The organism is Caballeronia sp. TF1N1 (assembly GCF_022878925.1).
Lineage (GTDB): Bacteria > Pseudomonadota > Gammaproteobacteria > Burkholderiales > Burkholderiaceae > Caballeronia.
In genome coordinates, this window is record NZ_CP084631.1 from 17606 (window position 1) to 39995 (window position 22390).

A 22390-nucleotide genomic window follows, 5' to 3' on the forward strand; every position below is an offset into this window, starting at 1 on the left:
GCTTCATCGCCGCCGTCCGACTCTCAGGAGACAATCGATGTCATCGCAGGCTGTTTTCAGCGCAGTCCGCGCGCGGCACCGCTACGTGCGGTATTACGTGCTCGCGCTTATTCTGCTCGTCACCGCCGTGAATCTCGGCGACCGGGCGAATCTCTCGATCGCCGGTGCGCCGATGGCCAAAGAACTCGGCCTCGGCAGCGTCACGATGGGCTATGTCTTCTCCGCGTTCGCCTGGGCGTATGTGCTCGGGCAACTGCCCGGCGGCTGGCTGCTCGATCGCCTGAATTCGCTCAAGGTCTACGGCGCGGCGCTGTTTCTCTGGTCGTTCTTCACCTTCATGCAAGGTTATGTAGGATTCCTGCCGACAAGCTTAGCGATCGGCGCGCTGTTCGTGTGCCGCTTTCTGGTCGGCTTCGTCGAAGCGCCGATCTATCCGGCCAACAACTACATCGTCGCGGCATGGTTTCCGCTGCGCGAACGCGGCATCGCCACATCGATCTTCAGTTCGGCGCAGTACGTGGCGGTCGTATTGTTCGTCCCGTTGATGGGCATGCTCAGTCACATGTTGAGCTGGCACTGGGTCTTCTGGTTCATGGGCGGCTTCGGCATGCTGCTCGCGATATTCTGGTTCGCGGTGATGCGTGCGCCCGACAAGCATTCGAAAGTGACCGCCGAAGAACTCGCGTATCTGCGCGAGAACGGCGCGATGATCGATATCGAAGCGAACAAGCGCAAGAAGGCACCCGCGCCGGCCGGTTCCATCAAGGTGCTGCTCAAGAGCCGCATGTTGGCGGGCGTCTATCTCGGGCAATACTGCATCACCGCGTTGCAGTACTTCTTCATCACATGGTTTCCGATCTATCTCGTCAAAGGGCGCGGCATGGATCTGCTGCATGTCGGCTTTGTGGCGACGCTGCCCGCAATCTGCGGTTTTATCGGCAGCGTGCTGGGCGGCGCCATTTCGGATCGCGTACTGAAAAGCAGCGGCAGCGTGACCGCCGCGCGCAAGATTCCGTTCGTGACCGGAATGTTGCTCGCGAGCCTGCTGGTGCTGTGCAACTTCACGGATTCGACCGCCGTAATCGTCGCGCTGATGTCGCTGGCGCTGTTCGGCAAGGGCTTGGCGCAGATCGGCCTTGCCGTCGTCACCGATACCGCGCCGCCCGAAATCGTTGGCGTCGCGGGCGGATTGTTCGGCGTCGCGGGCAATATCGCGGGCATCGTGACGCCGATCGCCATCGGCTACATGCTGGCGATCACGAACTCGTTCACGGGCGCGATGTACTTCGTCGGCGCACATGCGATGGTCGGCGCGCTCAGCTATATCTTTATCGTGGGTCGTATCAAGCGGCTCTCACTTCCTCAAGCCAGCGCCACATGAAACATCGAATCATTCTTTCCCGGCCGATGCAGCCCGCTGTCGAAGCACGCGCGAAGGTTTTGTTCGACGCGTTCGTGCCGGATACCGCGCTATCCGTCGATGAACTCGTGAATCAGGCGCATGCACATGAAGCGCAAGGTCTGTTGTTCTCGGGCGCGTTGAAGCTGGATCGCGCATTGATCGAACGCTTGCCACCGAGCCTGCGCGTGGCGGCGACGACAAGCGTGGGTTTCGATCATATCGATGTGCACGCGGCGGCGCAAAAGGGCATTGTCGTGACGAATGCGCCGGTCGTCACCGAATGCACCGCCGATGCCACCTTCCTGCATATTCTGGCCGCGTGCCGCCGTGCGCGCGAGCATCTTCAGGTGATGCAGGAAGGCTGGGGACGTGCGCTGGGTCTGAGCGAACTGCTTGGGCATCGCGTGAGCGGGAGTGTGCTTGGTATCGTCGGAATGGGGCGTATCGGGCAGGCGGTCGCGCAGCGTGCGCGTGCGTTCGGCATGACGGTTCTGTATCACAGCCGAAAGCGCGTCGCGCCGGAGATCGAGCAGGATGCGCGCTATTTCGACTCGCTCGACGCCATGCTGCCGTACACACAGATTCTGTCGCTGCATCTTCCCGCGACGCCGGGCGCCGCGCCGTTGATCGGTTCGCAGCAACTTGCATTGCTGCCGCGCGGCGCGATCGTGGTGAACACGGCGCGCGGTTCGCTGATCGATGAAGACGCGCTGATCGATGCGTTGCGCAGCGGGCATATCGCGGGCGCAGGGCTCGATGTTTTCCATAACGAACCGCGTTTCGACCCACGCTTTCTCGACATGCCGCAGGTGTTTCTCACGCCGCATAGCGGATCGGCCACCGTGCAGACGCGCGACGATCTCGGCTTGCGCGGGCTCGACAACATCGCCGCTGTGCTCGATGGCAAACCAGCCGCCGATGCATTGAATCTCGAGTGAACCTCATGACACGTTATTCCCATATCGACCTGACGCAATACGCATCGAACGCCATGCAGCACTGCGGCATGCGGGCCGAACACGCGGATCAGGTCGCCGCAAGATTGGTCGATGCCGAATTGCTCGGCCATCGCAGCCACGGACTCTGGCTGCTCGCGACGTATCTCGAACGCCTGCAAGCCCGTCAGATCGCCACTGAGGGCGAAATACGCGTGCTGTCGGACACGGACAGCGCTTTCTCGTGGCACGCGAACCGCTTGCCCGGCGCGTGGGTCATGCATCGCGCGATCGAAGACGTGATCGAACGTACGCAGACACGCGCAGTGGTGGTTGCGACGATCGCCGAGTGCTCGCATATCGGCTGCCTGCAAAGCTATTTGCTGCCGCTGGTCGAACGCAATCTTTTCGTCACGCTGTCCGCGACGAATGCGGGCGTCGCATCGGTCGCGCCGTTCGGCGGCATGGACCCGGTGCTGACGACGAACCCCATCGCATACGGCATTCCGACGCGCAAGGAGCCGATCCTTATCGATCAATGCACGTCGCTCGGCAGCAATACGTTTTTCGCGGCCTATGCAGCGCGCGGCGAAACCCTGCCCGACACATGGCTACTCGATGCAGACGGTCATCCGACCGACGATCCCAGCGTCCTCGCAGCGAAACCGCCCGGCACCGTGCTGCCGCTCGGCGGAATCGACTTCGGCTACAAGGGTTTCGGTTTGGGTCTCGCCGTCGAAGCATTGACGCTCGCGCTGCCGGGTTCGGGCCGCCGCACGAAGCCCGACAAGTTCGGCCAGGGCGTGTTTCTGCAAGTGCTCAATCCGCGCTTGCTGGGCGGTCTCGACGCGTTTCTCGACGAAACCACCTGGCTCGCCGATGCCTGTCACGCCAGCCGCGTGCGCGATGGTTTGCCGCCGGTTCGTCTGCCGGGCGAACGCGCGCTCGCGACACGCCGCGATCAACTGCGCGACGGCATCACGCTTGCAGATGACGTCATCGACCGCATGAAAACGTGGTCCGAAAAACTCGATCTACCGATGCCCGCATCGGCGGCACACACTGACATTTAACTTTGGAGTACTCCATGTTGCGCGATTCAAAAGGCGTGTTCATCGTCACGCAGACGCCGTTCGACGAGACGGGCGCAGTCGATCTGGAAAGCATCGATACGCTGGTCGATTTCTACATTAAACATGGCGCACAGGGCTTTACGGTGCTCGGCGTGAGCGGCGAATCCGGCAAGCTGAATGCCGACGAAGCCTTGCAGGTTGCGCAGCGCTTCATCAAGCGCGCGGGCTCGTTGCCGTGCGTGGTCGGCGTGAGCAACGCGAGCCTCGCGCAATTGACCGACCTGTCCGCACGCGTGATGGATCTCGGCGCGGCAGGCGTGATGATCGCGCCGCCCGCAGGCATTCAGACCGATGAAGAACTGCACGGCTACTTCGCCGAAGTATTCCGCCGCAACGCCGGCGTGCCGACCGTGCTGCAGGACTTTCCGTTCGCATCGAAAGTGGCGATGTCGGTGCCCGCGATCCTTCAGCTTATCGAGGCGCATCCGGAAATCGAACTGGTGAAGGAAGAAGATCTGCCTTGCCTGAACAAGATTTCGCGTCTGCGCGCGGGCGGCGGACGTCGCGTCGCGATTCTGACAGGCAACAACGCGATGTATCTGCCGCTCGAACTCGGTCGCGGCGCGGACGGCCCGATGGCGGGCTTCTCGTATCCCGAGATGCTTTCGGAAGTCTATGCGCTGCACGCAGCAGGCAAGGCCGATGAAGCCGACGACGTGTTCGACATTTACCTGCCGCTGTTGCGCTACGAAGCGATGGGTTTCTGGGGCGTATGCGCGCGCAAGGAGATGATGCGCCGGCGCGGCGCAATCCGTCACGCGACGATGCGCACGCCGGGTCCGAAGCTCTCCGCCGCGGACGTGCAAGAGCTCGACCGGCTCTCCGCACGCCTGGAAAAGAGGCTCGCCGCACGACGCGGCTAAGGCCCGACAAGAGGAAGGGGAGACATGCAGATAAAAAGTGAAGGCGTCGCGGCCGGAGTGTCAGCGACGCAACGCACATCCGTGCGCTATGCGGTGCTCGCGATGCTCGTCATCGCGAGCGCGGTGAATCTCGGCGACCGCGCGAATCTGTCGATCACCGGCTCGGCGATGTCGTCCGATCTCGGCATCGGGCCGATTGCGTTGGGTTACGTGTTTTCGGCATTCGCGTGGGCGTATGTGCTCGCGCAATTGCCGGCGGGCTGGCTGCTCGATCGTTTCGATTCGGTGAAGGTCTACGGCGTCAGTCTCGTGCTGTGGTCGCTCTGCACGATCGCGCAGGGCTTTCTCGGCGCGCTTTCGACGGCAGCGGCCATCGCTGGTTTGTTCGTACTGCGATTTTTATTGGGCATGGTCGAGTCGCCGGTCTCGCCTGCGAACAGCTATATCGTCGCGGCCTGGTTTCCGGTGCGCGAACGCGGCCTCGCGACATCGATCTATAACTCGGCGCAGTACATCGCGGTCGTGGTCTTCGTGCCGTTGATGGGTTTTCTGGTGCATGGCGCGGGGTGGCCGAGCGTGTTCTGGGTGATGGGCGTGCTCGGTCTCGCGCTCGCCGTAGTCTGGTTCCGCCTGATGCATCAACCGCTCGCACATCCGCGCGTGAATGCGGCTGAACTGGACTATTTGCGCGAAGGCGGTGCGAATGTCGGCGTGGACGAAACGAAGCTCGCCAGAACGAAGACGCGTATCGACGTCGGCGCGGTGCGTTTCTTTCTGCGCAGCCGTTTGATGCTGGGCGTTTATCTGAGTCAGTATTGCCTCACGTCCTTGCAGTATTTCTTCATCACGTGGTTCCCGATCTATCTGGTAAAGGGACGCGGGATGAATATCGTCGAAGTGGGCTTTCTCGCGACGCTGCCGGCAATGGCGGGTTTCGTCGGCGGCATTGCGGGCGGGTATCTGTCGGACAAGCTGCTGCAACGCGGACTCGGCGTCAGCGTCGCGCGCAAGGTGCCGTTCGTCATCGGCATGGTGCTGGCGACGTGTCTCGTGTTCTGCAACTTCGTCGCGTCGCCTTATACGGTAGTTGCGCTGATGTCGCTGGCGATCTTCGGCAAGGGGCTCGCCGCCGTCAACTGGGCCGTCGTCTCCGATACCTCGCCGCCGCATCTCGTCGGGCTGGCGGGCGGTCTGTTCAATCTGTTCGGCAGTATTTCAGGCATCGTCACGCCGATCGTGATCGGCTATGCGTTGCAGTTGACCGGCACGTTTACCGGTGCGATGTACTTCGTCGCCGCGCACGGGCTGATCGGCGCGATCGCTTATCTGTTCGTCACGGGAAAGATTCGGCGGCTCGACATGGCGCGCTGAGCGTGCGCCATCACTCATGTTTAACTTTCACATCATTAAAATTAGGAAACTTAAATGCGTAGAAAGATCGTCCTCGGTGCGGCCTGCATGACGCTGTCCGGACTCACGCACGCACAGAGCAGCGTGACACTCTACGGCGTCGTCGACGAAGGGCTGACCTTCAATACCAATGCGAACGGCAGCCGCCTCTATGCGATGCAAAGCGGCATTCTGTCCGGCAGCCGATGGGGCCTGAAGGGTGTCGAGGATCTCGGCGGCGGACTGAAGGCCATCTTCACGCTGGAGAACGGTTTCGATCCGGGCACCGGAAAACTGGGGCAGGGCGGTCTCGAATTCGGCCGGCAGGCGTTCGCCGGTTTATCGAGTCCCTGGGGCACGGTGACGCTGGGACGTCAATACGATCTGAACGTGGACTTCGTCGGGCCGCTCGAAGCGGCATCGCAATGGGCGGGCAATATCGGCGCGCATCCGGGCGATCTCGACAATCTGAACAACGCGTACCGCACCAATAACGCGATCAAGCTGAAGAGCGTCACATACGGCGGCTTCTCGTTCAGCGGCATGTACAGCCTCGGCGGCGTGGCCGGCGATACCACGCGCAATCAACTCTGGTCGCTCGGCGCGGGCTATGCAAGCGGGCCGCTGACGCTTGCTGTCGGGTATATCAACGCGCGCAATCCGAACCTCAGCTTCTTCGGCAATGCCACATCCGGCACGCCATCGGCGACGACGGCGAACACGGCGTATCCGGTGTTCAGCGGCTTTTTGTCGGCGCATACGTATCAGGTCATCAGCGCGGGCGCGGCGTACAACATCGGTGCGCTGACCGTGGGCGGCACGTATTCGAACATCGCGTTCAAGGGATTGGGCGATACGTCGAGCGGACCGAATCCGTCGGGCTATCGTGGTAATGCCATCTTCAACAGCGCGGAACTGAGCCTGAAGTATCAGGTGACGCCCACCTTGCTGCTGGGCGCGGCATATATCTATACCGATGGCGGCAGTGTCAGCACGGCGACCGGCAAGAACGAAGGCGCCACGTATCACCAGGGCGAAGTGGGCGTCGATTACTTCCTGTCCAAGCGCACGGATGTGTCCCTGATCGGTGTGTATCAGAAGGCGTCGGGCACCGATTCGCGCAATCGCGATGCCATCGCTTCGATCAATAACCAGAGTTCGCCGTCGAGCAACGATCATCAGGCGCTGGTGCGTGTCGGGCTGCGCCACAAGTTCTGATATCGAGGAGACATTCGTGAACAACGCGTCCGGCAAGACACCCCGCGTCCGATCCCTGCAACGAGGGGCGCTGATTCTGCTCTTCATCAGCGGGTCGATCAGCACCATCGACCGCGCGGCGCTTGCCGTCGCGAATCCGTTGATTCGTCACGATATGGGCTTGTCCGTCAGCGAGATGGGCTTTCTTCTGTCGGCGTTTCTGTGGGGCGTTGTCAGGTTGCGTGACGAGTCGTATAAGATGGCGCGATGAAGAAATCGAAATCGCTCTACCACGGTCACCGTTTCCCAGCTGGTGTCATCAGCTGCGCTGTTCGATGGTATTTCCGCTTCCAGTTGAGCCTGCGCGACATCGAGGAACTGCTTTTCGAGCGCGGCGTGATCGTGACATACGAGACGATCCGATGCTGGTGTGACAAGTTTGGTAAGGGCTTTGCTCATCGAGTGAAAGCGGTGCGTCGCAAGCCGGGTAGCACGTGGCACCTCGACGAGGTGTTCGTCACGCTTCGTGGCGAACCGTACCTGCTGTGGCGTGCGGTCGACGAGCATGGTGCCGAACTCGACATCCTGTTGCAAAAACGGCGCGACAAAGCCGCTGCCAAACGCTTCTTCAAGCGCGTGCTGCGGTCGAGCCCGGCACCGCGCAAGATCGTCACTGATCAGTTACGCAGCTATCCGGCGGCAAAAGCCGAGATTCCAGAATTTGCTAACGTGAAGCACGTCTTCGTTTAAAGCCGCAGCCCGACTGAACAACCGAGCCGAGAACAGCCACCAACCGACACGCGAACGTGAGCGACGCATGCGCGGCTTTCGCGACCCTAAACGCACCCAGAAATTTCTCTCGTGCTTGGGACCGATTCGGCAACATTTCGCGCTCAAGCGGCATCTGCTGCAAGCTTCACTTTATCGCAAGCAACTCGCAGCTCGATTCGCCGCTTGGCGCGAACTCGCCGAACTCGCCCAAAATCCGTCGACTGCTTTCTGATTCCTTGTCCCACCTTCCATCGTGCCGCCTCATTCTCCGCAAGTTGACAATGCCATAATAACGCCTCGGATGCGCGCGCATCGCTTCGATGTCGATGCCCTCCAGTAGCCAGTGAAGTTGCTCTGTTCGCAGCATGAGCACCGCTTCCTTGCGCGGCCATACGAAGCGGTCCTGCTCGAGGCGTTTCATGAGAAGCCAGAAGCCGTTACGGTCCCACAGCAGCATCTTGATGCGGTCGCGCCGCTGATTGCTGAACACATAAACCGCACGCGCGAATGGATCGAGCTTCATTGACTGCTCGACGATGGCTGCGAGACCGTTGATGCTCTTGCGGAAGTCAACGGCATCACGATGCACATAGACTTTCAGTTCATCGTCCAGGCGGAACATCGCACCGTCCAAGCGTCTCGATCATGGCCGATAGCAACGGCGCATCATTGTCGGTGCATTCAAACCGGAGTGTGACGCCGTTGGGCATCTGCACCATCAACCGCGCCGAAGGGGGCGACGACGTCCTTGCTGCGGGGGTGTGGCGGTGTGCCTTCGTGGATGCGGGCGCAACCACCGCTTCGTGACTTTCGACTTCGACTACTGGAACGAAAGCTGTGCCAGTCGGCGTCGGCTGTTTCGTTTGCCGGTCATATCTGCGCTTGCCGTCCCGACCAACGTTGACGACCTTCAACCCGGTCGTTCCTGAGTGCTCTTCTGTCATGAAAGGTGTCCACTGATTCGATGAAGTGACCCCCGAAAGTTGGACGGTGTGACAGCTATGCTGTTGCGAGCAGAGACCGGTATGCGACCGGGCTCACGCCTCCTAGCTTCATCTTGATACGTTTGTGATTGTAGTAGTGAATGTAGTTTTTCAGTCCGGCGTGGAGTTCATCAACGTCTCGAAACTTGTTTAGGTGGAAGAATTCTGACTTTAGTGTGCCAAAGAAGCTTTCCATCGCCGCGTTGTCGAGGCAATTGCCCCGGCGCGACATGCTTTGTTTGACAGAATGCTTGTCCAAAGCCTTCCGATAGACCGGCATTCGGTATTGCCAGCCTTGATCCGAGTGGAGTATGGGTCTGTCGTTCGGTCCGAGGCGCGCGAACGCTCTCTTGAGCATGGTCCCAACCATGTCGAACAGAGGTCGTCGCCTGCTCACCTGCGTATCGAATGGCATTATCGACAAGATTATTCAACATGACGCGCAGGTTCTCCGGGTAACCGAGAATTGTCACCTCAGTGGGAGCGGCTGTGAAACCCAGGTCGATGCCGTGCGACTCGGCAAACGGAGCGCGTTCAGCAACCACGCTACGCGCAAGTGCGTTCAAATGGACCCTTTGGCGAGGCTGCCTGTCAGACTCCGGATCAAGCCTGGCGAGCGCGAGAAGTTGTGTCACTAAGTGCGTAAGCCGCGAGGTACCGGCGCGTATTTGCGTGATGATTTCCGCACGCTCGGCATCGGACGTGGCCTGTGGCAGCAGGTCTGCTTGTACGCCCAGACCCATGACTGGGGTGCGGAGCTCGTGTGCCGCATCCGCGATGAAGTGCTTCTGCGCAGTGAATGCATGGTCGAGCCTCGACAGAAGATCGTTTAGTCCGTCGACGAGCGGTCTAATTTCGGTTGGCATGCCCGTGGTCTCGATCGCCTGCATATTGGCGGCATCCCGCGCTTTGAGGCCTTGCGCAATTTGTTTCAGCGGGCGCAACCCATACGTGACACCGAACCAGAGAAACAGTGCGATTACGGGCATTAGCGACAGCACAGGCCAGAAGAGGTGAACCGTAACCGATGCCAATGCTTCCCAACGCGCCAGGCGTGCTTGGGCGACGCGAACCCGGGTACGGCCACTCTGAGTCACGAAGGTATGCCAAACCTGTGAATCCACCGTTACATCTGAGAAGCCCGGCGCTATGGGAGCGGGCAGCGACGCGTCCGGATCAGTACTAAAGACAGGCCTTCCGTCTTGCCACACCTGCAGCAGTACCCCATGAGACTTTTTACCGGTCAACCGATCCTTGTGATCTTTGCCCGAAAGCGATAGTTGGCCGTTGTCTTCGACGACCACGTTCCGCGCAATCGTCTTCATCTGGTCGTTGAGCAGATCATCAATCTCAGAGACCGCACCGAGCCATGTCGCAGCGCTCGCAAGGATACCGGCTAGCAAAGTCGCAGGTAAAAGCCAGAACAGCAAGCGACGGCGCAAGGAAGCCATGTACCAACGAGTGAGCGTCAGGCGCATTCCCATCATTCATCGCTCCCCGATACGATATCCGACACCCCGCGTGTTTTTATGACATCCGCACCCAGTTTGCGGCGAAGGTTGTAGACATGAACCTGAATGGAGTTGCTCTCGATTTCCTCATTCCAGCCATAGAGCGCTTCTTCGAGTCGCTCACGTGTCACGATTGCGCCGGGTTCACGCATCAATTCCAGGAGGAGCGCGAACTCGCGCGACGTGATAGACACCTCTTTATCGTCGATCCAGCAGCGATGCTGCGTCGGATCGAGTTTCAAGGCGCCCACAACGAGATCGGGCTGCGACCGACCAGCGTGTCGCCGCGTGACGAGGCGAATGCGAGCGAGCAACTCCTCAAGCGCGAACGGCTTGATCATGTAATCATCGGCGCCTCCGTCGAGGCCTAAGACGCGCGACTGCACAGCGTCTCGCGCCGTGATGATGATCACGGGCGTCGCATCGTTTTGTTGTCTCATGGCCGAGAGCAGTGACATGCCATCTTTCCGAGGCAGGCCGAGGTCCAGCAAAACGAGACTATAAGGGCTCCCGCGTCTTGCCAGCACAGCGCTCTCGACATCCTGAACCCAATCAACAGCAAAGCCGGCATGGCGTAACCCGGCGCGAAGCCCGCTTCCAATGAGTTCGTCATCCTCGACGAGGAGTACTCGCATGCCGATCGTGTCCTTCGTGGTCGAGGTAGGTGCGCACTTGCAGCAGGTTTGCGACGTTTGAATTTTCAGCGCAGCGGCTTCGCTAAGGGTAGAGCAACGAAAGTTAACGCACGGTTAACGAAACGAGCATTGCTGATGCTCCTGCTTCACGTTGTCTTCAGTTTGACATGGATAGACTGGATTCATCGAAGCACCGATTAAACGTTCATTCGGAGAAGCGCATGAGAACCTTGATGATAGCTGGAATATTGGCAGTTTCTGTCGCCGCCCATGCTCAGTACACCGGCCCCGGTGCTCAACCCGAAAGTGTCACGGTCAAGCAACTTCAGGATTCAGGCAAGAAGGATCAGCATGTAATCCTGCGGGGGCGTCTGGTTAAAGCGCTGGGTGACGACAAATATCAATTCGCCGATGCGTCCGGCGAAATCCCTGTGAAGATCGATCATCACCGTTGGCCGAGCGGGCAAGCAGTGAGCGACTCGACGATGGTGGAATTGACCGGAAAGTACGACAAGGAGTTCGTTGGCGCCTCGAAGGTAAAGGTACGTGATATTCGCATCGTCCCGGCCCTCGTCCAATGAGGGCCGCTCGGCTTGTTTTCGGGACGTCAATTTTTGCGCGCGAGTGGGCGCTGGCGCCTCGTTCGATCGGTGCGATCTGCCCAAGTTCATCGCGTCTTGCATCTGTCATCGCCGACGAGGTCATCGCGGGCGAGGGGCGTGTCCTTCAGCTCGGAGGTGGCACCGGTGTGGTCACGCGCGCGTTGCTCGATGCCGGCGTGCCGGCGCACCAACTCACGGTCGTCGAGCGTTCTGAAGGGCGTTGTCAACTTGCCGAGTGCAAGCCGGCACGATGACAGGTGCGACGACGGGTCAGAAGGTAGTCGACGGATTTTGGGCGAATTCGCGCCATGCAACGAACCGGGCTGCGAGTTGTTTGCGATAAAGTGAGGCGCGCAGCAGGTGCCGCTTCAGTGCGAAATGTTGTCGGATCGGCCCGAAGCACGAGAGGAATTCTTGCGTGCGTTTCGGGTCGCGAAAGCCACGCATGCGACGCTCACGTTCGCGTGTCGGTTGGTGGCTGTTCTCCGCGCGGTTGTTCAGGCGGGCGGCCGCTTTGACGAACACATGCTTCACGCTCGCCAACTCCGGAATTTCGGCCTTCGCGGCCGGGTAACTTCGCAACTGATCGGTGACGATCTTGCGCGGCATCGGGCTCGAGCGCAGCACGCGCTTAAAGAACCGTTTGGCTGCGGCCTTGTCGCGCCGCTTTTGTAGCAGGATGTCGAGTTCGGCACCGTGCTCGTCGACCGCACGCCACAGCAGGTACGGTTCGCCACGCAGTGTGACGAACATCTCGTCGAGGTGCCACGTGCTACCTGGCTTGCGTCGCACCGCTTTCATCCCATGAGCAAAGCCCTTGCCGAACTTGTCGCACCAGCAACGAATCGTCTCGTATGTCACGGTCACCCCGCGCTCGAAGAGCAGTTCCTCGATGTCACGCAAGCTCAACTGGAAGCGGAAATACCAGCGCACGGCGCAACTGATGACCTCGGCTGGAAAACGGTGACCGTGATAGAGCGATTTCGGTTTCTTCATCACGCCATCTTACGCGACCGGCCCACCAACTTGACAACGCCGCCGGCTTGGCTCTGAAAGCACAAAGAACAAGCTCTACTTCGCGTTTCGGGAGCTGGGGCGCGTAATCCGGACGCTGTTCCTGCTGAAGTATTTGGGTGACCCGGAGTTGCGTCGCACGATTCACGCTGCGACCAACAAGAGCGAGCAGTTCAACGACTTCGCGCAGTGGTTGATGTTCGGCGGCGAAGGCGTCATCGCCGAAAACGTCCGGCACGAGCAGCGCAAGGTAATCAAGTACAACCACCTCGTCGCGAACATGGTGATCCTGTACAACGTGCAGTGGATGTCGCGCAAACTAAAGGAACTGCAGGAGAAAGGGCATCCGGTCGACGCCGAGGTGCTCAAGGTGCTGTCGCCGTATCGGCGGGAGCACATCAACCGGTACGGGGACTATCTACTGGATCTCCAGCGCCCTGTTCCACCGCTAGATTCAACCATCGATTTCGCATTTAAATCAGCCGCTTAGGCTGAGATGTGGCGGATTTCTAACGAATCCCGGCCAAGCCTCGATTCAGGTCGCCTCCACCGAGCTTTTGTCCTGCGCGAGCAACTGACTGTCGGGCAAACGCAAGGGCACGACATTGTCCGAGTTGTTAGACTCGACGAGGCGGATCATCTGCAGCAAGAAGACATCGCGCTCGACCGGCGACAGATGCTCGATGGTGCGATCGTGGGCGCGCTGCACCGCTGCCGACATTTTCTTTACTAGCCGCTTGCCGGCAGGCGTGAGCTTGACGAGCCGCAGCCGCTTGTCGTGTTCAGCCTGAGTGCGGCTCACGAGCCCGCGCGCATTCAGACGCGGGATCACTTCCGCGACGCTGGAACGTTCTAGTCCAACTTCAATGGCGAGCGTGTTCTGATCCATCTCGCCATGCGAATCGAGCGCGGTGAGGAGGCTGTACTGCACCGGCGTGATGTTGTGCTCGCTCGTTTCCTGCGCAAACAGGAACGTGTGAATCTGATGCATGCGGCGGATTAGAAAGCCGGGCCGCGAGAACAGCGGCGAACGCGCCTGACGCTCGACGAGTTCCGCACGGATGGCCTGAATATCGATATGTTCGTTAACGGTGATTCGCATGAAACGACCTTGTGTAAATGAAGAGGCTCCGGACACGCTGATGCACATTCTAGGCCGCTTTCGCCCTGCGCCGCAAATTATGGGGCACACCAACGAATCACCATAAGAAAGCATCGTGCGTAGTATCGGTGCGCGCATTGGGCAACGCCGTCCGCATTGGTGCGAGGCGGCACTGGTCGATTGCGTGGTATGGCATGCATATTCCGCAAGTGGAATACATAAGCTGCTGATAAATAAGGAAGACGGCGTAGCGGATCACGTTCGAAATACGACCGGCATAGTATTTGCGGTACACCACGCATCTTTAATCCGGCCATCGCACCGCACATGTCACAAGTTCTGCTGAAAGGGGGCCGCGTGATCGACCCCGCCCATAAGATCGACGCCACGCTGGACGTTCTCGTGGACAACGGCGTCATTGCCGCGCTCGGTGCCGGTCTCGACGCGCAGGCGCCGCAGGCCGAACAGATCGATTGCAGCGGCAAGCTGGTGCTGCCCGGTCTCATCGATACGCACGGTCACGTGTACCAGTACGTCACCGGGCGCTTCGGCCTGAACGCGGATCAATGCGGCGTGCAGTCGGGCGTGACGACTATCGTCGATCAGGGCGGCCCGAGCAGCATTACGATACCGGGCTTCAGGCATTACGTTGCGGAGCGTTCGGCGACGCGCGTGCTCGCGTTCATCTCGGCGTATCTCGTCGGCGGTCTCGAAGGCCACTATTACCCGGACCTGTATCGCCCAGACTGTCTCGATGTCGATGCGACCATCAAGTCGATTCGCGCGAATCCCGATCTCGTGAAGGGTATCAAGGCGCATGCGGAAATCGGCGGCTTCGCGCGCTGGGGTCTTGAGGTGATGAAGATCGCCGCGAAGATCGGCCGTGGCGCCGACATGCCTTTGTACATCCACTTTGGCCAGTTGTGGCCCAAGCCCGAAAGAAACGCGCTGCCCGTGCAGCCCGATTCGATTTTCAATCAGGTCGTGGAGACGCTCAAGCCGGGCGATATCCTCGCGCATCCGTTCAGCCGCCATCCGGGCGGCTTCGTCGAGGAGAACGGCAAGCTGCATCCGCTCGTGCATGAAGCGGTTGCGCGCGGCCTCAAGATCGATGTGGGTCACGGCTCGCACTTCAGCTTCAAGACGGCGCGCATCGTACTCGCGGAAGGCGTGATTCCCGATACGCTCGGCGCCGACATGCACGGCTATAACACGCACGTTCCCGCGCCCGCCGGCACGCCCGACAGCCACCCCGACGAAGAACATTCGTTCCTCGGCCGCACGCAGTTCAGTCTCGTGAGCGCGATGACCAGCATGCTCGCGCTTGGCCTGCCGCTCGATCATGTCGTGGCGATGACGACCTGCAATGCGGCGACGATGGTCGGCATGGAAGACTGTATCGGTACGCTCGAAGTGGGGCGCGGCGCGGATGTCAGCGTGCTCGACGACCGTTGCGGACGCTGGGTGATCGAAGACAACGAAGGCACGCAGGTCATCACCGACCGCATGCTTTCGCCGCTGTTCTGCTTGCGCGATGGCGTGCGTCACGACGCCATGTCGCCGACGCTGCCGCTCGCACGCGCTGCGTAACATGCGAGGCTCCGTACGATGATCAAACGCACTAAAGCACCCAGCGACAAGACGCGCGCCCAGGGCATCGGCGCATCGCTTACGCGCAAGGAAGACGATCGCTTCATGCATGGGCGCGGCGAATACGTGGCTAACATCCGCATGGTCGGCATGGTCGATGTGGCCTTCGTGCGCAGTCCGATCGCACATGGTCATATCGTCGGCATCGAGAAGCCCGATGCATTCGCGGATGCAATCTACACGCTCGCCGATCTCGAAGGCGTCAGGCCCATCGTCGCGAACTCGAGTCTGCCGGGCTTCAAGCGTTCGCAGCAGCATGTGCTTGCAAGCGGGAAGGTGCGGCAGGTCGGCGAGCCGATCGCCATGTGCGTTGCCGCGACGCGCGCCCAGGCCGAAGACATCGCCGCACATGTGTTCGTCGATTTCGAGGAATTGCCCGCCGTAGTCGACATGCTCGATGCCCTCCGCGAAGACTCCCCGCTCGTCCACGAACACTGGGGCGACAACGTCTTTCTCGAAACCTTCGTCGATGCGAACCCCGATGGCGATCTCGAAGCGATTCGACGCGATGCGCCCATCCGCGTGCATCGCACATTGCGCACCGCGCGTCAGAGCATGGCGCCGATGGAGGGACGCGGCGTGGTCGCGCATTGGGACCGGCGTCTGTCGCAGCTGATCGTGCATACATCCGCGCAGATGCCGCACATCACGCGCACGGGTCTCGCGGAATGCCTCGGACTCGACGAAGGACAGGTGCGCGTGATTGCGCCGGACGTCGGCGGCGGCTTCGGGTACAAGGGTATCCTGTTGCCCGAAGAAGTGTGCTGCGGCTGGCTTGCGATGCAACTCGAACGCTCGGTGCGCTGGATCGAGGATCGTCGCGAACAACTCACCGCGAACGCGAATTGCCGCGAGCATAGTTACGACATCACCGGCTACGCGGATCGCGATGGCCAGCTGCTCGCGGTCGAATGCGACGCGCATGTCGATTCGGGCGCGTATTCGTCGTATCCATTTTCGGCGTGTCTCGAAGCCGCGCAGGTGGGCAGCATTCTGCCGGGTCCGTACAAGATGGATCGCTTTCGCTGCCGAACATGGTCGGTCGCGACCAACAAGCCGCCGATCCTGCCGTATCGCGGCGTCGCGCGCACCGGCGTCTGCTATGCGATCGAAACCATCATGGATGCGATCGCCGTCGAAGCGGGAATCGAGCCTTACGAGGTGCGTTTGCGCAGCCTCGTGCAGCCACATGAAATGCCGTACGACAACATCACCAAAAAGCACTTCGACAGCGGTGACTATCCGGAAGCCGTGCGCCGCGCGATGGCCGCGATCGATCTGCCCGCGGTGCGCGCGCGTCAGCGTCGGGGCGAGGCGGATGGCAGGCGCATCGGCTTCGGCATGTCGATCTTCTGCGAGCAGGGCGCGCATGGCACGTCGGTGTATCACGGCTGGGGCATTCCGATGGTGCCGGGCTATGAGCCCGCCGTGATTCGCCTGACGCCCGATGGCATTCTCGAAGTGCGTGTCGGCGTGCATTCGCACGGTCAGAGCATGGAAACGACGCTTGCGCAGATCGCGCATGAAGTGCTCGGCATCGATACGGACCGCGTGCGCATCGTACTGGGCGACACCGGCGTCACGCCGTATTCGACGGGTACGTGGGGCTCGCGTTCGATCGTGATGGCGGGCGGCGCGGTGGGCCGTGCATCGAAGGAACTGAAAGAGCGCCTGATGAAGATCGGCGCCTGGATGATGCAGGCGCCGCTGGGCGACGTGCGCTGGGAGGACGGCGCGGTGGTCGGCAGGGACGCCCGGCGCACGCTGCAGGAGATCGCGCGCGCGTGGTATCTCGCGCCGCAACTGCTGCCGCCTGATGTCGATCCGCGCGGTCTCGAAGTCTCGACCTCGTATCAGGCCAGGCGTGATTCGGGCACGTTCAGTTATGCGTGTCACGCGGTAGTCGTGGCGGTCGATCCGGCGCTCGGGCAAACGGAGATTCTGGATTACGCCATCGTCGAAGACGGCGGCGTGCTCATCAATCCGATGGTCGTCGATGGTCAGGTGTACGGCGGCGCGGCCCAAGGCATCGGCACCGCGCTCTACGAAGCCATGCCTTATAGCGAGGACGGTCAGCCGCTCGCTTCGACGCTCGCGGACTACCTCCTGCCGGGCGCGACCGAAGTGCCCGCGATCCGCATCGAACACATGGAGACGCCCGCGCCTTACACCGAGTTCGGGCAGAAGGGCATCGGTGAGAGCGGGGCGATCGGACCGCCCGCCGCCATCGCGAATGCCATCAACGATGCATTGCGCGGACTGGGCGTGCGCATCGATCAATTGCCGGTCACGCCGCGTTTGATCGTCGAAGCATTGGCCAGGCAACATGAAGCGCAAGCCCGTCCATTGAAGGGGATGCCCGCTTGAAAGCCGCGACCTGTGACTATGCAAAGCCGCTCGCATGCGATGATGCCATCGCGCTCGTCACGCCGACCGACGGCATGGCGAAATTCGTCTCGGGCAGTCAGTCGCTCGGACCGATGATGAACCTGCGCCTCGCGCAACCCGAGATGCTCGTCGATGTGCGCGGTATCGACGCATTGCGCGTGTGCCGCATCGAAAGCGAGACCGTGACGCTCGGCGCGTGCGTCACGCATGCGGAGATCGAGGACGGCAAGATCGACACCGACACGCGCGGGCTCATGCCGTACGTAGCGCGCGGCATCGCGTATCGCGCGGTGCGCAATCGCGGCACGCTCGGCGGCAGTCTCGCGCATGCCGATCCCGCGGCGGACTGGATCAACACGATGCGTGCGCTCGACGCCGAATACGTCGTGCAGGGCCGCGAAGGCGTGCGCACGATCGCAAGCGATGCATGGATGTCCGGCGCCTTCACCACCGCGCTCGAACCCGACGACATCCTCACGGGCGTGCGTTTTCAGCGTCTTTCGGCGCAGGCGCGCTGGAGCTACTACAAGTTCAATCGCAAGCCGGGCGAGTTCGCGGAAGCCATTGCCGTATTCATCGACGATGCCGCGCGCAACGTGTGCCGCGCGGTGATCGGCGCGATCGACGGCCCGCCGCATCTGATCGACGATGCGCGTTCGCTCGTCGCGGACCACGATCCCGATACGCACGCATTCGATGCGCATCTCGATGCAGCCGGTGTCGAAGCGGGCACATACGAATATCAGGTGCATCGCGTCGCGCTCGTGCGCGCGGCGGCGATGCTTCGCAATCCAGCCGGAAACGCATCATGAGCGACGCATTCATCAAGACGATCGAACTCGTCGTCAACGACCGGACCGTGGCGGATCGCGTCGAACCGCGCACGAGTCTCGCGGATTTTCTGCGCGAGCAACGCATGCTGTGTGGAACCAACATCGGTTGCGAGCAGGGCGTATGCGGCGCATGCACGATCGAAGTCGATGGCGCGCCGGCACGCTCGTGCATCACGCCAGCGGTTGCATGTGCGGGCGGCAAGGTACGCACCATCGAAGGCTTCGACGACGACGCCACGATGGACGAACTGCGCGCCGCTTTTTCCGCCGAACATGCGCTGCAATGCGGCTATTGCACGCCCGGCATGCTGATGACCGCGCGCGATATCGTCACGCGTCTGCCCGATGCCGACGACGCGCGCGTGCGTCTGGAACTGTCTGGCAATCTGTGCCGCTGCACGGGTTATGTGGGCATCGTGCGCGCGATTCGCCGCGTGCTGGATGCACGGCAAGCGCGCGCAACGGCACCGCTCACCGCAGTAGCGGTGACGGCCTGACGGGTCGGACACATTCATCGAACACGGATTCATACGTCATGGAAATCGAACAAAGCTTCACCGTGCCTTATCCGCGCGATGCGGTGTGGTCGCACTTTCACGACACACCGGAGATCGTCGCGTGCCTGCCGGGCGCATCGCTCGCGGCACCGGTCGAGAACGGTCTGCTCAAGCTCGCAATGACGGTCAAGCTCGGTCCCATCGGCGCGGCCTTCGCGGGCGATGGCGAGATGAAGCTCGATGACGCGCAGTATCGCGGCAGCATCACGGGAACGGGCGTCGATCGCAAGAGCTCGTCGCGCGTCAAGGGCGTGGCGTCGTTTTCGCTCGATGCGGTCACGGCGACGGAAACGCGCGTCGATGTAAAGGTGGATTACAACCTCGGCGGGAGCCTGGCGCAGTTCTCGCGTGGCGGCATCGTCAAGGAACTCGCGACGCGCATGACGGAAGCGTTCGCCGCCAATCTTAAATCGAAGCTGGACGAAGCGGCGCCTGTATTAGTGGCCGCCGAGCCGGTCGTTGTCGAGGAAGCCACGCCCGAGCCGATGATCGAACGACGCGAGCCCGCAGCGCGTGCGGAACCGCAGAACGTGCCCGCAGCGCCCCCACAAAAGCAGAACGCGCCGCTCGATGTCGGCAACTTGTTCTGGAAGATGTTGTGGTCCCGCTTGCGCGGCATGTTCAGTTTAGGGAGCCGCTGAGCCATGCGCGCGGATGACACTACCCACGCATTGCGTCGCGTTCATGCGGTGCGTCCGCAATGGAGCGCTGTCATGGCCGCGCGCGATGCGGTGGCGTTGCCGGAATTTGCGCTGCTTCATGCAGGACCACCATTCGACGATGCGCGCAAACCCTCCGCGTCCGTGCTGTCGTCCGCCGTGCTGTGCTGCATCCATGAAGGCTGGGCGCACGACGAAGCCCATGCGGAAGACCTGATCGCGCGTGGCGAAGTGCGGCTCGAATGCGCACAGTCGTATGGCGCGGTGACGCCGCTTGCCGCGGTTATCTCACCTCGCACGATGCTGGTCGAAGTATCGGACGCGAACGATCCCGCACGACGCGCGTGGTCCCTGCTCGGCAGCGGTGGGGGTCCGCAGATTCGATTCGGCACGCGCGACATGCGCATTCTCGATCGCATGACATGGCGCGATGGAGTGCTCGGGCCGGCGCTCGCGCAGGCGCTTTCGCAAGGACCGATCGACTTGTTCGCGTTGGCGAGAACTGGCATCGACGGCGGCGACGACCTGCATGCGCGCACGACCAGCGCGACAGCCGCGCTGCGCACGATGCTCGAGCCGCGAATCGATCGTAAGGACATCGATGCAATGCTCGCGCAAACGCCGCTGTTCTTTCTCACGCTGTGGATGGCGGCGTGCCATCTGATGTTGTCGGCGGCATCGTCATCGACGCTCGTGGTGGGACTCGCGGGCAATGGCGAGAGCGTGGGCCTGCGGCTCGCGGCGTCGCCATCGCAATGGACCACGGCGTATGCGAACGCGCCGCAAGGGCCGCGTATCGATGCGCAACAGACCACACCCGCCGCGCCGCTCACCGGCGATAGCGGCGTGATCGACGCGGCAGGCTTCGGCGCACAGGCGCTTGGATTCGCACCGGAACCGGCGCAAGCCTTGCACGCGTATTTGCCCGAAGCTTGGCGCGAGACGCAGCCGCGTGTGCATGCGCAGGCGCATCCGGAGTTCGCGCGCTTGCCCGGCGTGCTGGATGCCGCGCGCGTCGTGAATGAAGGCATTGCGCCACTCGCGGCGATTGCGATTATCGACGCGCACGGACGCGCCGGGTTGCTCGGGCGCGGCATTTATGCAGTGCCGCTTGAATTGTTCGAACGCGCGTTGCAAACCCTCTCTGCCGATACCGAATGACTCCGGACACGATCAACGATCCCGCGACACGGGCGTCGCTCGAAGCCGCGTTCGATGAATACGAACGCGCGCTCACGACCAACGACGTCTCCGTGCTCGACACGCTGTTCTGGAACAGTCCGCATACACTGCGCTACGGCGCGACCGAAAACCTGCACGGCTACGAAACGATTCGTGCCTTTCGTGCGATGCGTCCGGCCAAAGGCCTGATGCGCACCGTCGTCGATCGGACGATCACGACCTTCGGTGCTGATTTCGCGGTCGCCAACATCACATTCTCGCGCGCGGACGAATCGCGTATTGGCAGACAGTCGCAAACGTGGGTGCGGCTCAATGGCCAATGGCGCGTCGTTGCCGCACATGTGAGCTGGATGGACGCGTCATGATGCAGAACACTTTGGTTCAACCCGGATTGCATGGCGCATTCGTCGCCGATGGCTTCGATGCGCTTCCCACGGAAGCTTGGCCTTCGCGGATCAGCGCAAAGCTTACCGGCCAGCGTCTCGCCGTGAAAGACGTCTTCGATATCGCGGGCCTTCGAGCAGGCGGCGGCAATCCTGCGTGGCGCGCGGAGCAGCCTGTGGCTACACGCACCGCGCTGGCCGTTCGCGGCTTGCTCGAAGAAGGCGCGCAATGGATCGGCAAGACGGTCACGGATGAACTGACCTACAGCCTCGCCGGCGTGAACGTGCATTACGGCACGCCGGAGAATCCGGCCGATGCCGCGCGCGTTCCCGGCGGTTCGTCGTCAGGCTCGGCCGTCGCGGTCGCAGCCGGACATGCGGACGTCGCACTCGGCACCGATTGCGGCGGGTCCGTGCGATTGCCCGCGAGTTATTGCGGCATCTGGGGCATGCGCCCGACGCATGGACGTATCGCAACGGACGGCTGTCTGACGCTCGCGCATAGCTTCGATACGGTCGGCTGGTTCGCACGCGATGCGCGCACGCTGATCGATGCATTCGAAGTGCTCGCGCGCAGTATCGTCGGTACGGGCGATGAAGCGTTTGCGCTGCATGTGCCGCGTCAGTTGCTCGCGTGTGTGGATACGGATATCGAGTCGCGCTTCGCCGATTCGCTGCAAGCCTTGCGCGATGCAGTGACCTACGTGGAGCCCGATGCATCGCTCGCCGATTGGGCGCGAGCCTTCCGCGTGCTTCAGGCCGGGGAGATCGCGCAACGGCACGGACAGTGGGCGCGTGAACACGCATCGAGCTTCGGCGCCGATGTCGGTGCGCGCTTCGCGACGAGCCTGACCGTCACTCCCGAACAGATCGCGGCCGCGCAACGCGTGCGCATTCGTGCCATCGAAGCGATGACGCACGCATTGCCATCCAGCACGTATTGGCTCGTGCCGACGGTGCCGGGCGTGGCGCCACGCGCCGATGCGTCCGCGCAAACGGTCGATCATGCGCGCGCGCGTTCGCAGCAGATGCTGTGCGTCGCGGGCCTTGCGGGTCTGCCGCAAGTGAACATGCCGTGGGCCTCGTTCGATGGCGCGCCCGTGGGGCTGTCGATCATCGGCGCGCGCGGTGCGGACGAAAACGTGCTGCGTGTCGCGCAGGCCGTGCATGAGATGACTCACCAAGCCTAACCCTCAAGGAA

The 22390-nt window shown here is 61.7% G+C and carries 19 protein-coding genes and 5 pseudogenes; 18 read left to right on the forward strand and 6 right to left on the reverse strand.

Annotated features, from left to right (window positions below):
• Positions 1-37 precede the first annotated feature (37 nt).
• The 8 genes and pseudogenes from LDZ28_RS31045 (at position 38) to LDZ28_RS31080 (ending at position 7922) form a co-directional block, all read left to right on the forward strand.
• Positions 38-1381, forward strand: a complete 1344-nt coding sequence (locus LDZ28_RS31045; RefSeq protein ID WP_244832223.1) for an MFS transporter — start codon at positions 38-40, stop codon at positions 1379-1381.
• A complete protein-coding gene (locus LDZ28_RS31050) occupies positions 1378-2340 on the forward strand; it encodes a D-glycerate dehydrogenase (RefSeq protein WP_244832225.1) in 963 nt (320 codons plus the stop codon). Before LDZ28_RS31045 ends, LDZ28_RS31050 begins: the two co-directional genes overlap by 4 nt.
• Positions 2341-2345: 5 nt before the next feature.
• Positions 2346-3410: an Ldh family oxidoreductase gene (locus LDZ28_RS31055; RefSeq protein WP_244832227.1), complete on the forward strand. Its 1065-nt coding sequence runs from the start codon at positions 2346-2348 to the stop codon at positions 3408-3410.
• A 14-nt stretch (positions 3411-3424) separates the two neighbouring features.
• On the forward strand, positions 3425-4333 hold the full coding sequence (locus tag LDZ28_RS31060; protein WP_244832235.1) for a dihydrodipicolinate synthase family protein: 909 nt from the start codon (positions 3425-3427) through the stop codon (positions 4331-4333).
• Positions 4334-4357: 24 nt separating this feature from the next.
• Positions 4358-5704, forward strand: a complete 1347-nt coding sequence (locus tag LDZ28_RS31065) for an MFS transporter (RefSeq protein WP_244832237.1) — start codon at positions 4358-4360, stop codon at positions 5702-5704.
• A gap of 54 nt (positions 5705-5758) precedes the next feature.
• On the forward strand, positions 5759-6940 hold the full coding sequence (locus LDZ28_RS31070; protein ID WP_244832239.1) for a porin: 1182 nt from the start codon (positions 5759-5761) through the stop codon (positions 6938-6940).
• A 16-nt stretch (positions 6941-6956) separates the two neighbouring features.
• The gene (locus LDZ28_RS31075; RefSeq protein ID WP_370652313.1) at positions 6957-7190 is read left to right on the forward strand and encodes a hypothetical protein; all 234 of its coding nucleotides are present in this window, start codon (positions 6957-6959) and stop codon (positions 7188-7190) included.
• Positions 7187-7922: pseudogene (locus tag LDZ28_RS31080) on the forward strand (IS6 family transposase). The gene LDZ28_RS31075 and the pseudogene LDZ28_RS31080 overlap by 4 nt, the downstream one beginning before the upstream one ends.
• On the opposite strand, the gene tnpB reads toward LDZ28_RS31080, so the two are convergent.
• The 4 genes and pseudogenes from tnpB to LDZ28_RS31100 all read right to left on the reverse strand — a co-directional run bounded on the left by tnpB (position 7836) and on the right by LDZ28_RS31100 (position 10819).
• A complete protein-coding gene (gene tnpB, locus LDZ28_RS31085; RefSeq protein ID WP_244832241.1) occupies positions 7836-8324 on the reverse strand; it encodes an IS66 family insertion sequence element accessory protein TnpB in 489 nt (162 codons plus the stop codon). The pseudogene LDZ28_RS31080 and the gene tnpB sit on opposite strands and share 87 nt — an antisense overlap.
• 365 nt (positions 8325-8689) lie before the next feature.
• A pseudogene (locus tag LDZ28_RS31090) lies at positions 8690-9061 on the reverse strand (IS3 family transposase); the annotation flags it as partial.
• 271 nt (positions 9062-9332) lie between these two features.
• Positions 9333-10160: pseudogene (locus LDZ28_RS32945) on the reverse strand (two-component sensor histidine kinase); the annotation flags it as partial.
• Positions 10161-10819: pseudogene (locus LDZ28_RS31100) on the reverse strand (response regulator).
• 221 nt (positions 10820-11040) lie between these two features.
• Between LDZ28_RS31100 and LDZ28_RS31105 the strand changes: the two are divergent.
• Positions 11041-11400 carry a NirD/YgiW/YdeI family stress tolerance protein gene (locus LDZ28_RS31105; RefSeq protein ID WP_244832243.1) on the forward strand — a complete coding sequence of 120 codons (360 nt, stop codon included), beginning with the start codon at positions 11041-11043 and terminating at the stop codon, positions 11398-11400.
• Between the two features lie 291 nt (positions 11401-11691).
• On the opposite strand, the gene LDZ28_RS31110 is transcribed toward LDZ28_RS31105, so the two are convergent.
• On the reverse strand, positions 11692-12417 hold the full coding sequence (locus LDZ28_RS31110; RefSeq protein ID WP_244832201.1) for an IS6 family transposase: 726 nt from the start codon (positions 12415-12417) through the stop codon (positions 11692-11694).
• Positions 12418-12457: 40 nt separating this feature from the next.
• Here LDZ28_RS31110 and LDZ28_RS31115 point away from each other — a divergent pair.
• Positions 12458-12925 (forward strand): annotated as a pseudogene (locus LDZ28_RS31115) (Tn3 family transposase); the annotation flags it as partial.
• 45 nt (positions 12926-12970) lie between these two features.
• Here LDZ28_RS31115 and LDZ28_RS31120 read toward each other — a convergent pair.
• Positions 12971-13537 (reverse strand): MarR family winged helix-turn-helix transcriptional regulator, encoded by a 567-nt coding sequence (locus LDZ28_RS31120; RefSeq protein ID WP_244832244.1) that lies wholly within the window; start codon positions 13535-13537, stop codon positions 12971-12973.
• A gap of 327 nt (positions 13538-13864) precedes the next feature.
• On the opposite strand from LDZ28_RS31120, the gene LDZ28_RS31125 reads away from it, so the two are divergent.
• The 8 genes from LDZ28_RS31125 to LDZ28_RS31160 are packed head-to-tail and all read left to right on the forward strand — an operon-like array spanning position 13865 to position 22379.
• Positions 13865-15127: an amidohydrolase/deacetylase family metallohydrolase gene (locus tag LDZ28_RS31125; RefSeq protein WP_244832245.1), complete on the forward strand. Its 1263-nt coding sequence runs from the start codon at positions 13865-13867 to the stop codon at positions 15125-15127.
• Positions 15128-15145: 18 nt separating this feature from the next.
• A complete protein-coding gene (locus LDZ28_RS31130) occupies positions 15146-17554 on the forward strand; it encodes a xanthine dehydrogenase family protein molybdopterin-binding subunit (RefSeq protein WP_244832246.1) in 2409 nt (802 codons plus the stop codon).
• Entirely contained in the window at positions 17551-18387 is an 837-nt protein-coding gene (locus tag LDZ28_RS31135; protein WP_244832247.1) for a xanthine dehydrogenase family protein subunit M, read from the forward strand. Before LDZ28_RS31130 ends, LDZ28_RS31135 begins: the two co-directional genes overlap by 4 nt.
• Positions 18384-18905, forward strand: coding sequence for a (2Fe-2S)-binding protein (locus LDZ28_RS31140; protein ID WP_244832250.1), 522 nt, complete (start codon positions 18384-18386; stop codon positions 18903-18905). Before LDZ28_RS31135 ends, LDZ28_RS31140 begins: the two co-directional genes overlap by 4 nt.
• Positions 18906-18943: 38 nt before the next feature.
• Positions 18944-19606 carry an SRPBCC family protein gene (locus tag LDZ28_RS31145; protein WP_244832251.1) on the forward strand — a complete coding sequence of 221 codons (663 nt, stop codon included), beginning with the start codon at positions 18944-18946 and terminating at the stop codon, positions 19604-19606.
• A gap of 3 nt (positions 19607-19609) precedes the next feature.
• Positions 19610-20785 carry a DUF1116 domain-containing protein gene (locus LDZ28_RS31150; RefSeq protein WP_244832253.1) on the forward strand — a complete coding sequence of 392 codons (1176 nt, stop codon included), beginning with the start codon at positions 19610-19612 and terminating at the stop codon, positions 20783-20785.
• On the forward strand, positions 20782-21171 hold the full coding sequence (gene hpxZ, locus LDZ28_RS31155; protein ID WP_244832255.1) for an oxalurate catabolism protein HpxZ: 390 nt from the start codon (positions 20782-20784) through the stop codon (positions 21169-21171). Before LDZ28_RS31150 ends, hpxZ begins: the two co-directional genes overlap by 4 nt.
• Positions 21168-22379, forward strand: coding sequence for an amidase (locus LDZ28_RS31160; protein ID WP_244832256.1), 1212 nt, complete (start codon positions 21168-21170; stop codon positions 22377-22379). Before hpxZ ends, LDZ28_RS31160 begins: the two co-directional genes overlap by 4 nt.
• Positions 22380-22390: the final 11 nt, after the last annotated feature.

What these genes read in the sequence shown, in the direction of transcription:
- LDZ28_RS31045 (WP_244832223.1), top strand. Translation starts at nt 38, where the DNA reads ATGTCATCGCAGGCTGTTTTCAGCGCAGTCCGCGCGCGGCACCGCTAC.
- LDZ28_RS31050 (WP_244832225.1), top strand. Translation starts at nt 1,378, where the DNA reads ATGAAACATCGAATCATTCTTTCCCGGCCGATGCAGCCCGCTGTCGAA.
- LDZ28_RS31055 (WP_244832227.1), top strand. Translation starts at nt 2,346, where the DNA reads ATGACACGTTATTCCCATATCGACCTGACGCAATACGCATCGAACGCC.
- LDZ28_RS31060 (WP_244832235.1), top strand. Translation starts at nt 3,425, where the DNA reads ATGTTGCGCGATTCAAAAGGCGTGTTCATCGTCACGCAGACGCCGTTC.
- LDZ28_RS31065 (WP_244832237.1), top strand. Translation starts at nt 4,358, where the DNA reads ATGCAGATAAAAAGTGAAGGCGTCGCGGCCGGAGTGTCAGCGACGCAA.
- LDZ28_RS31070 (WP_244832239.1), top strand. Translation starts at nt 5,759, where the DNA reads ATGCGTAGAAAGATCGTCCTCGGTGCGGCCTGCATGACGCTGTCCGGA.
- LDZ28_RS31105 (WP_244832243.1), top strand. Translation starts at nt 11,041, where the DNA reads ATGAGAACCTTGATGATAGCTGGAATATTGGCAGTTTCTGTCGCCGCC.
- LDZ28_RS31110 (WP_244832201.1), bottom strand. Translation starts at nt 12,417, where the DNA reads ATGAAGAAACCGAAATCGCTCTATCACGGTCACCGTTTTCCAGCCGAG.
- LDZ28_RS31120 (WP_244832244.1), bottom strand. Translation starts at nt 13,537, where the DNA reads ATGCGAATCACCGTTAACGAACATATCGATATTCAGGCCATCCGTGCG.
- LDZ28_RS31125 (WP_244832245.1), top strand. Translation starts at nt 13,865, where the DNA reads ATGTCACAAGTTCTGCTGAAAGGGGGCCGCGTGATCGACCCCGCCCAT.
- LDZ28_RS31130 (WP_244832246.1), top strand. Translation starts at nt 15,146, where the DNA reads ATGATCAAACGCACTAAAGCACCCAGCGACAAGACGCGCGCCCAGGGC.
- LDZ28_RS31140 (WP_244832250.1), top strand. Translation starts at nt 18,384, where the DNA reads ATGAGCGACGCATTCATCAAGACGATCGAACTCGTCGTCAACGACCGG.
- LDZ28_RS31145 (WP_244832251.1), top strand. Translation starts at nt 18,944, where the DNA reads ATGGAAATCGAACAAAGCTTCACCGTGCCTTATCCGCGCGATGCGGTG.
- LDZ28_RS31150 (WP_244832253.1), top strand. Translation starts at nt 19,610, where the DNA reads ATGCGCGCGGATGACACTACCCACGCATTGCGTCGCGTTCATGCGGTG.
- hpxZ (WP_244832255.1), top strand. Translation starts at nt 20,782, where the DNA reads ATGACTCCGGACACGATCAACGATCCCGCGACACGGGCGTCGCTCGAA.
- LDZ28_RS31160 (WP_244832256.1), top strand. Translation starts at nt 21,168, where the DNA reads ATGATGCAGAACACTTTGGTTCAACCCGGATTGCATGGCGCATTCGTC.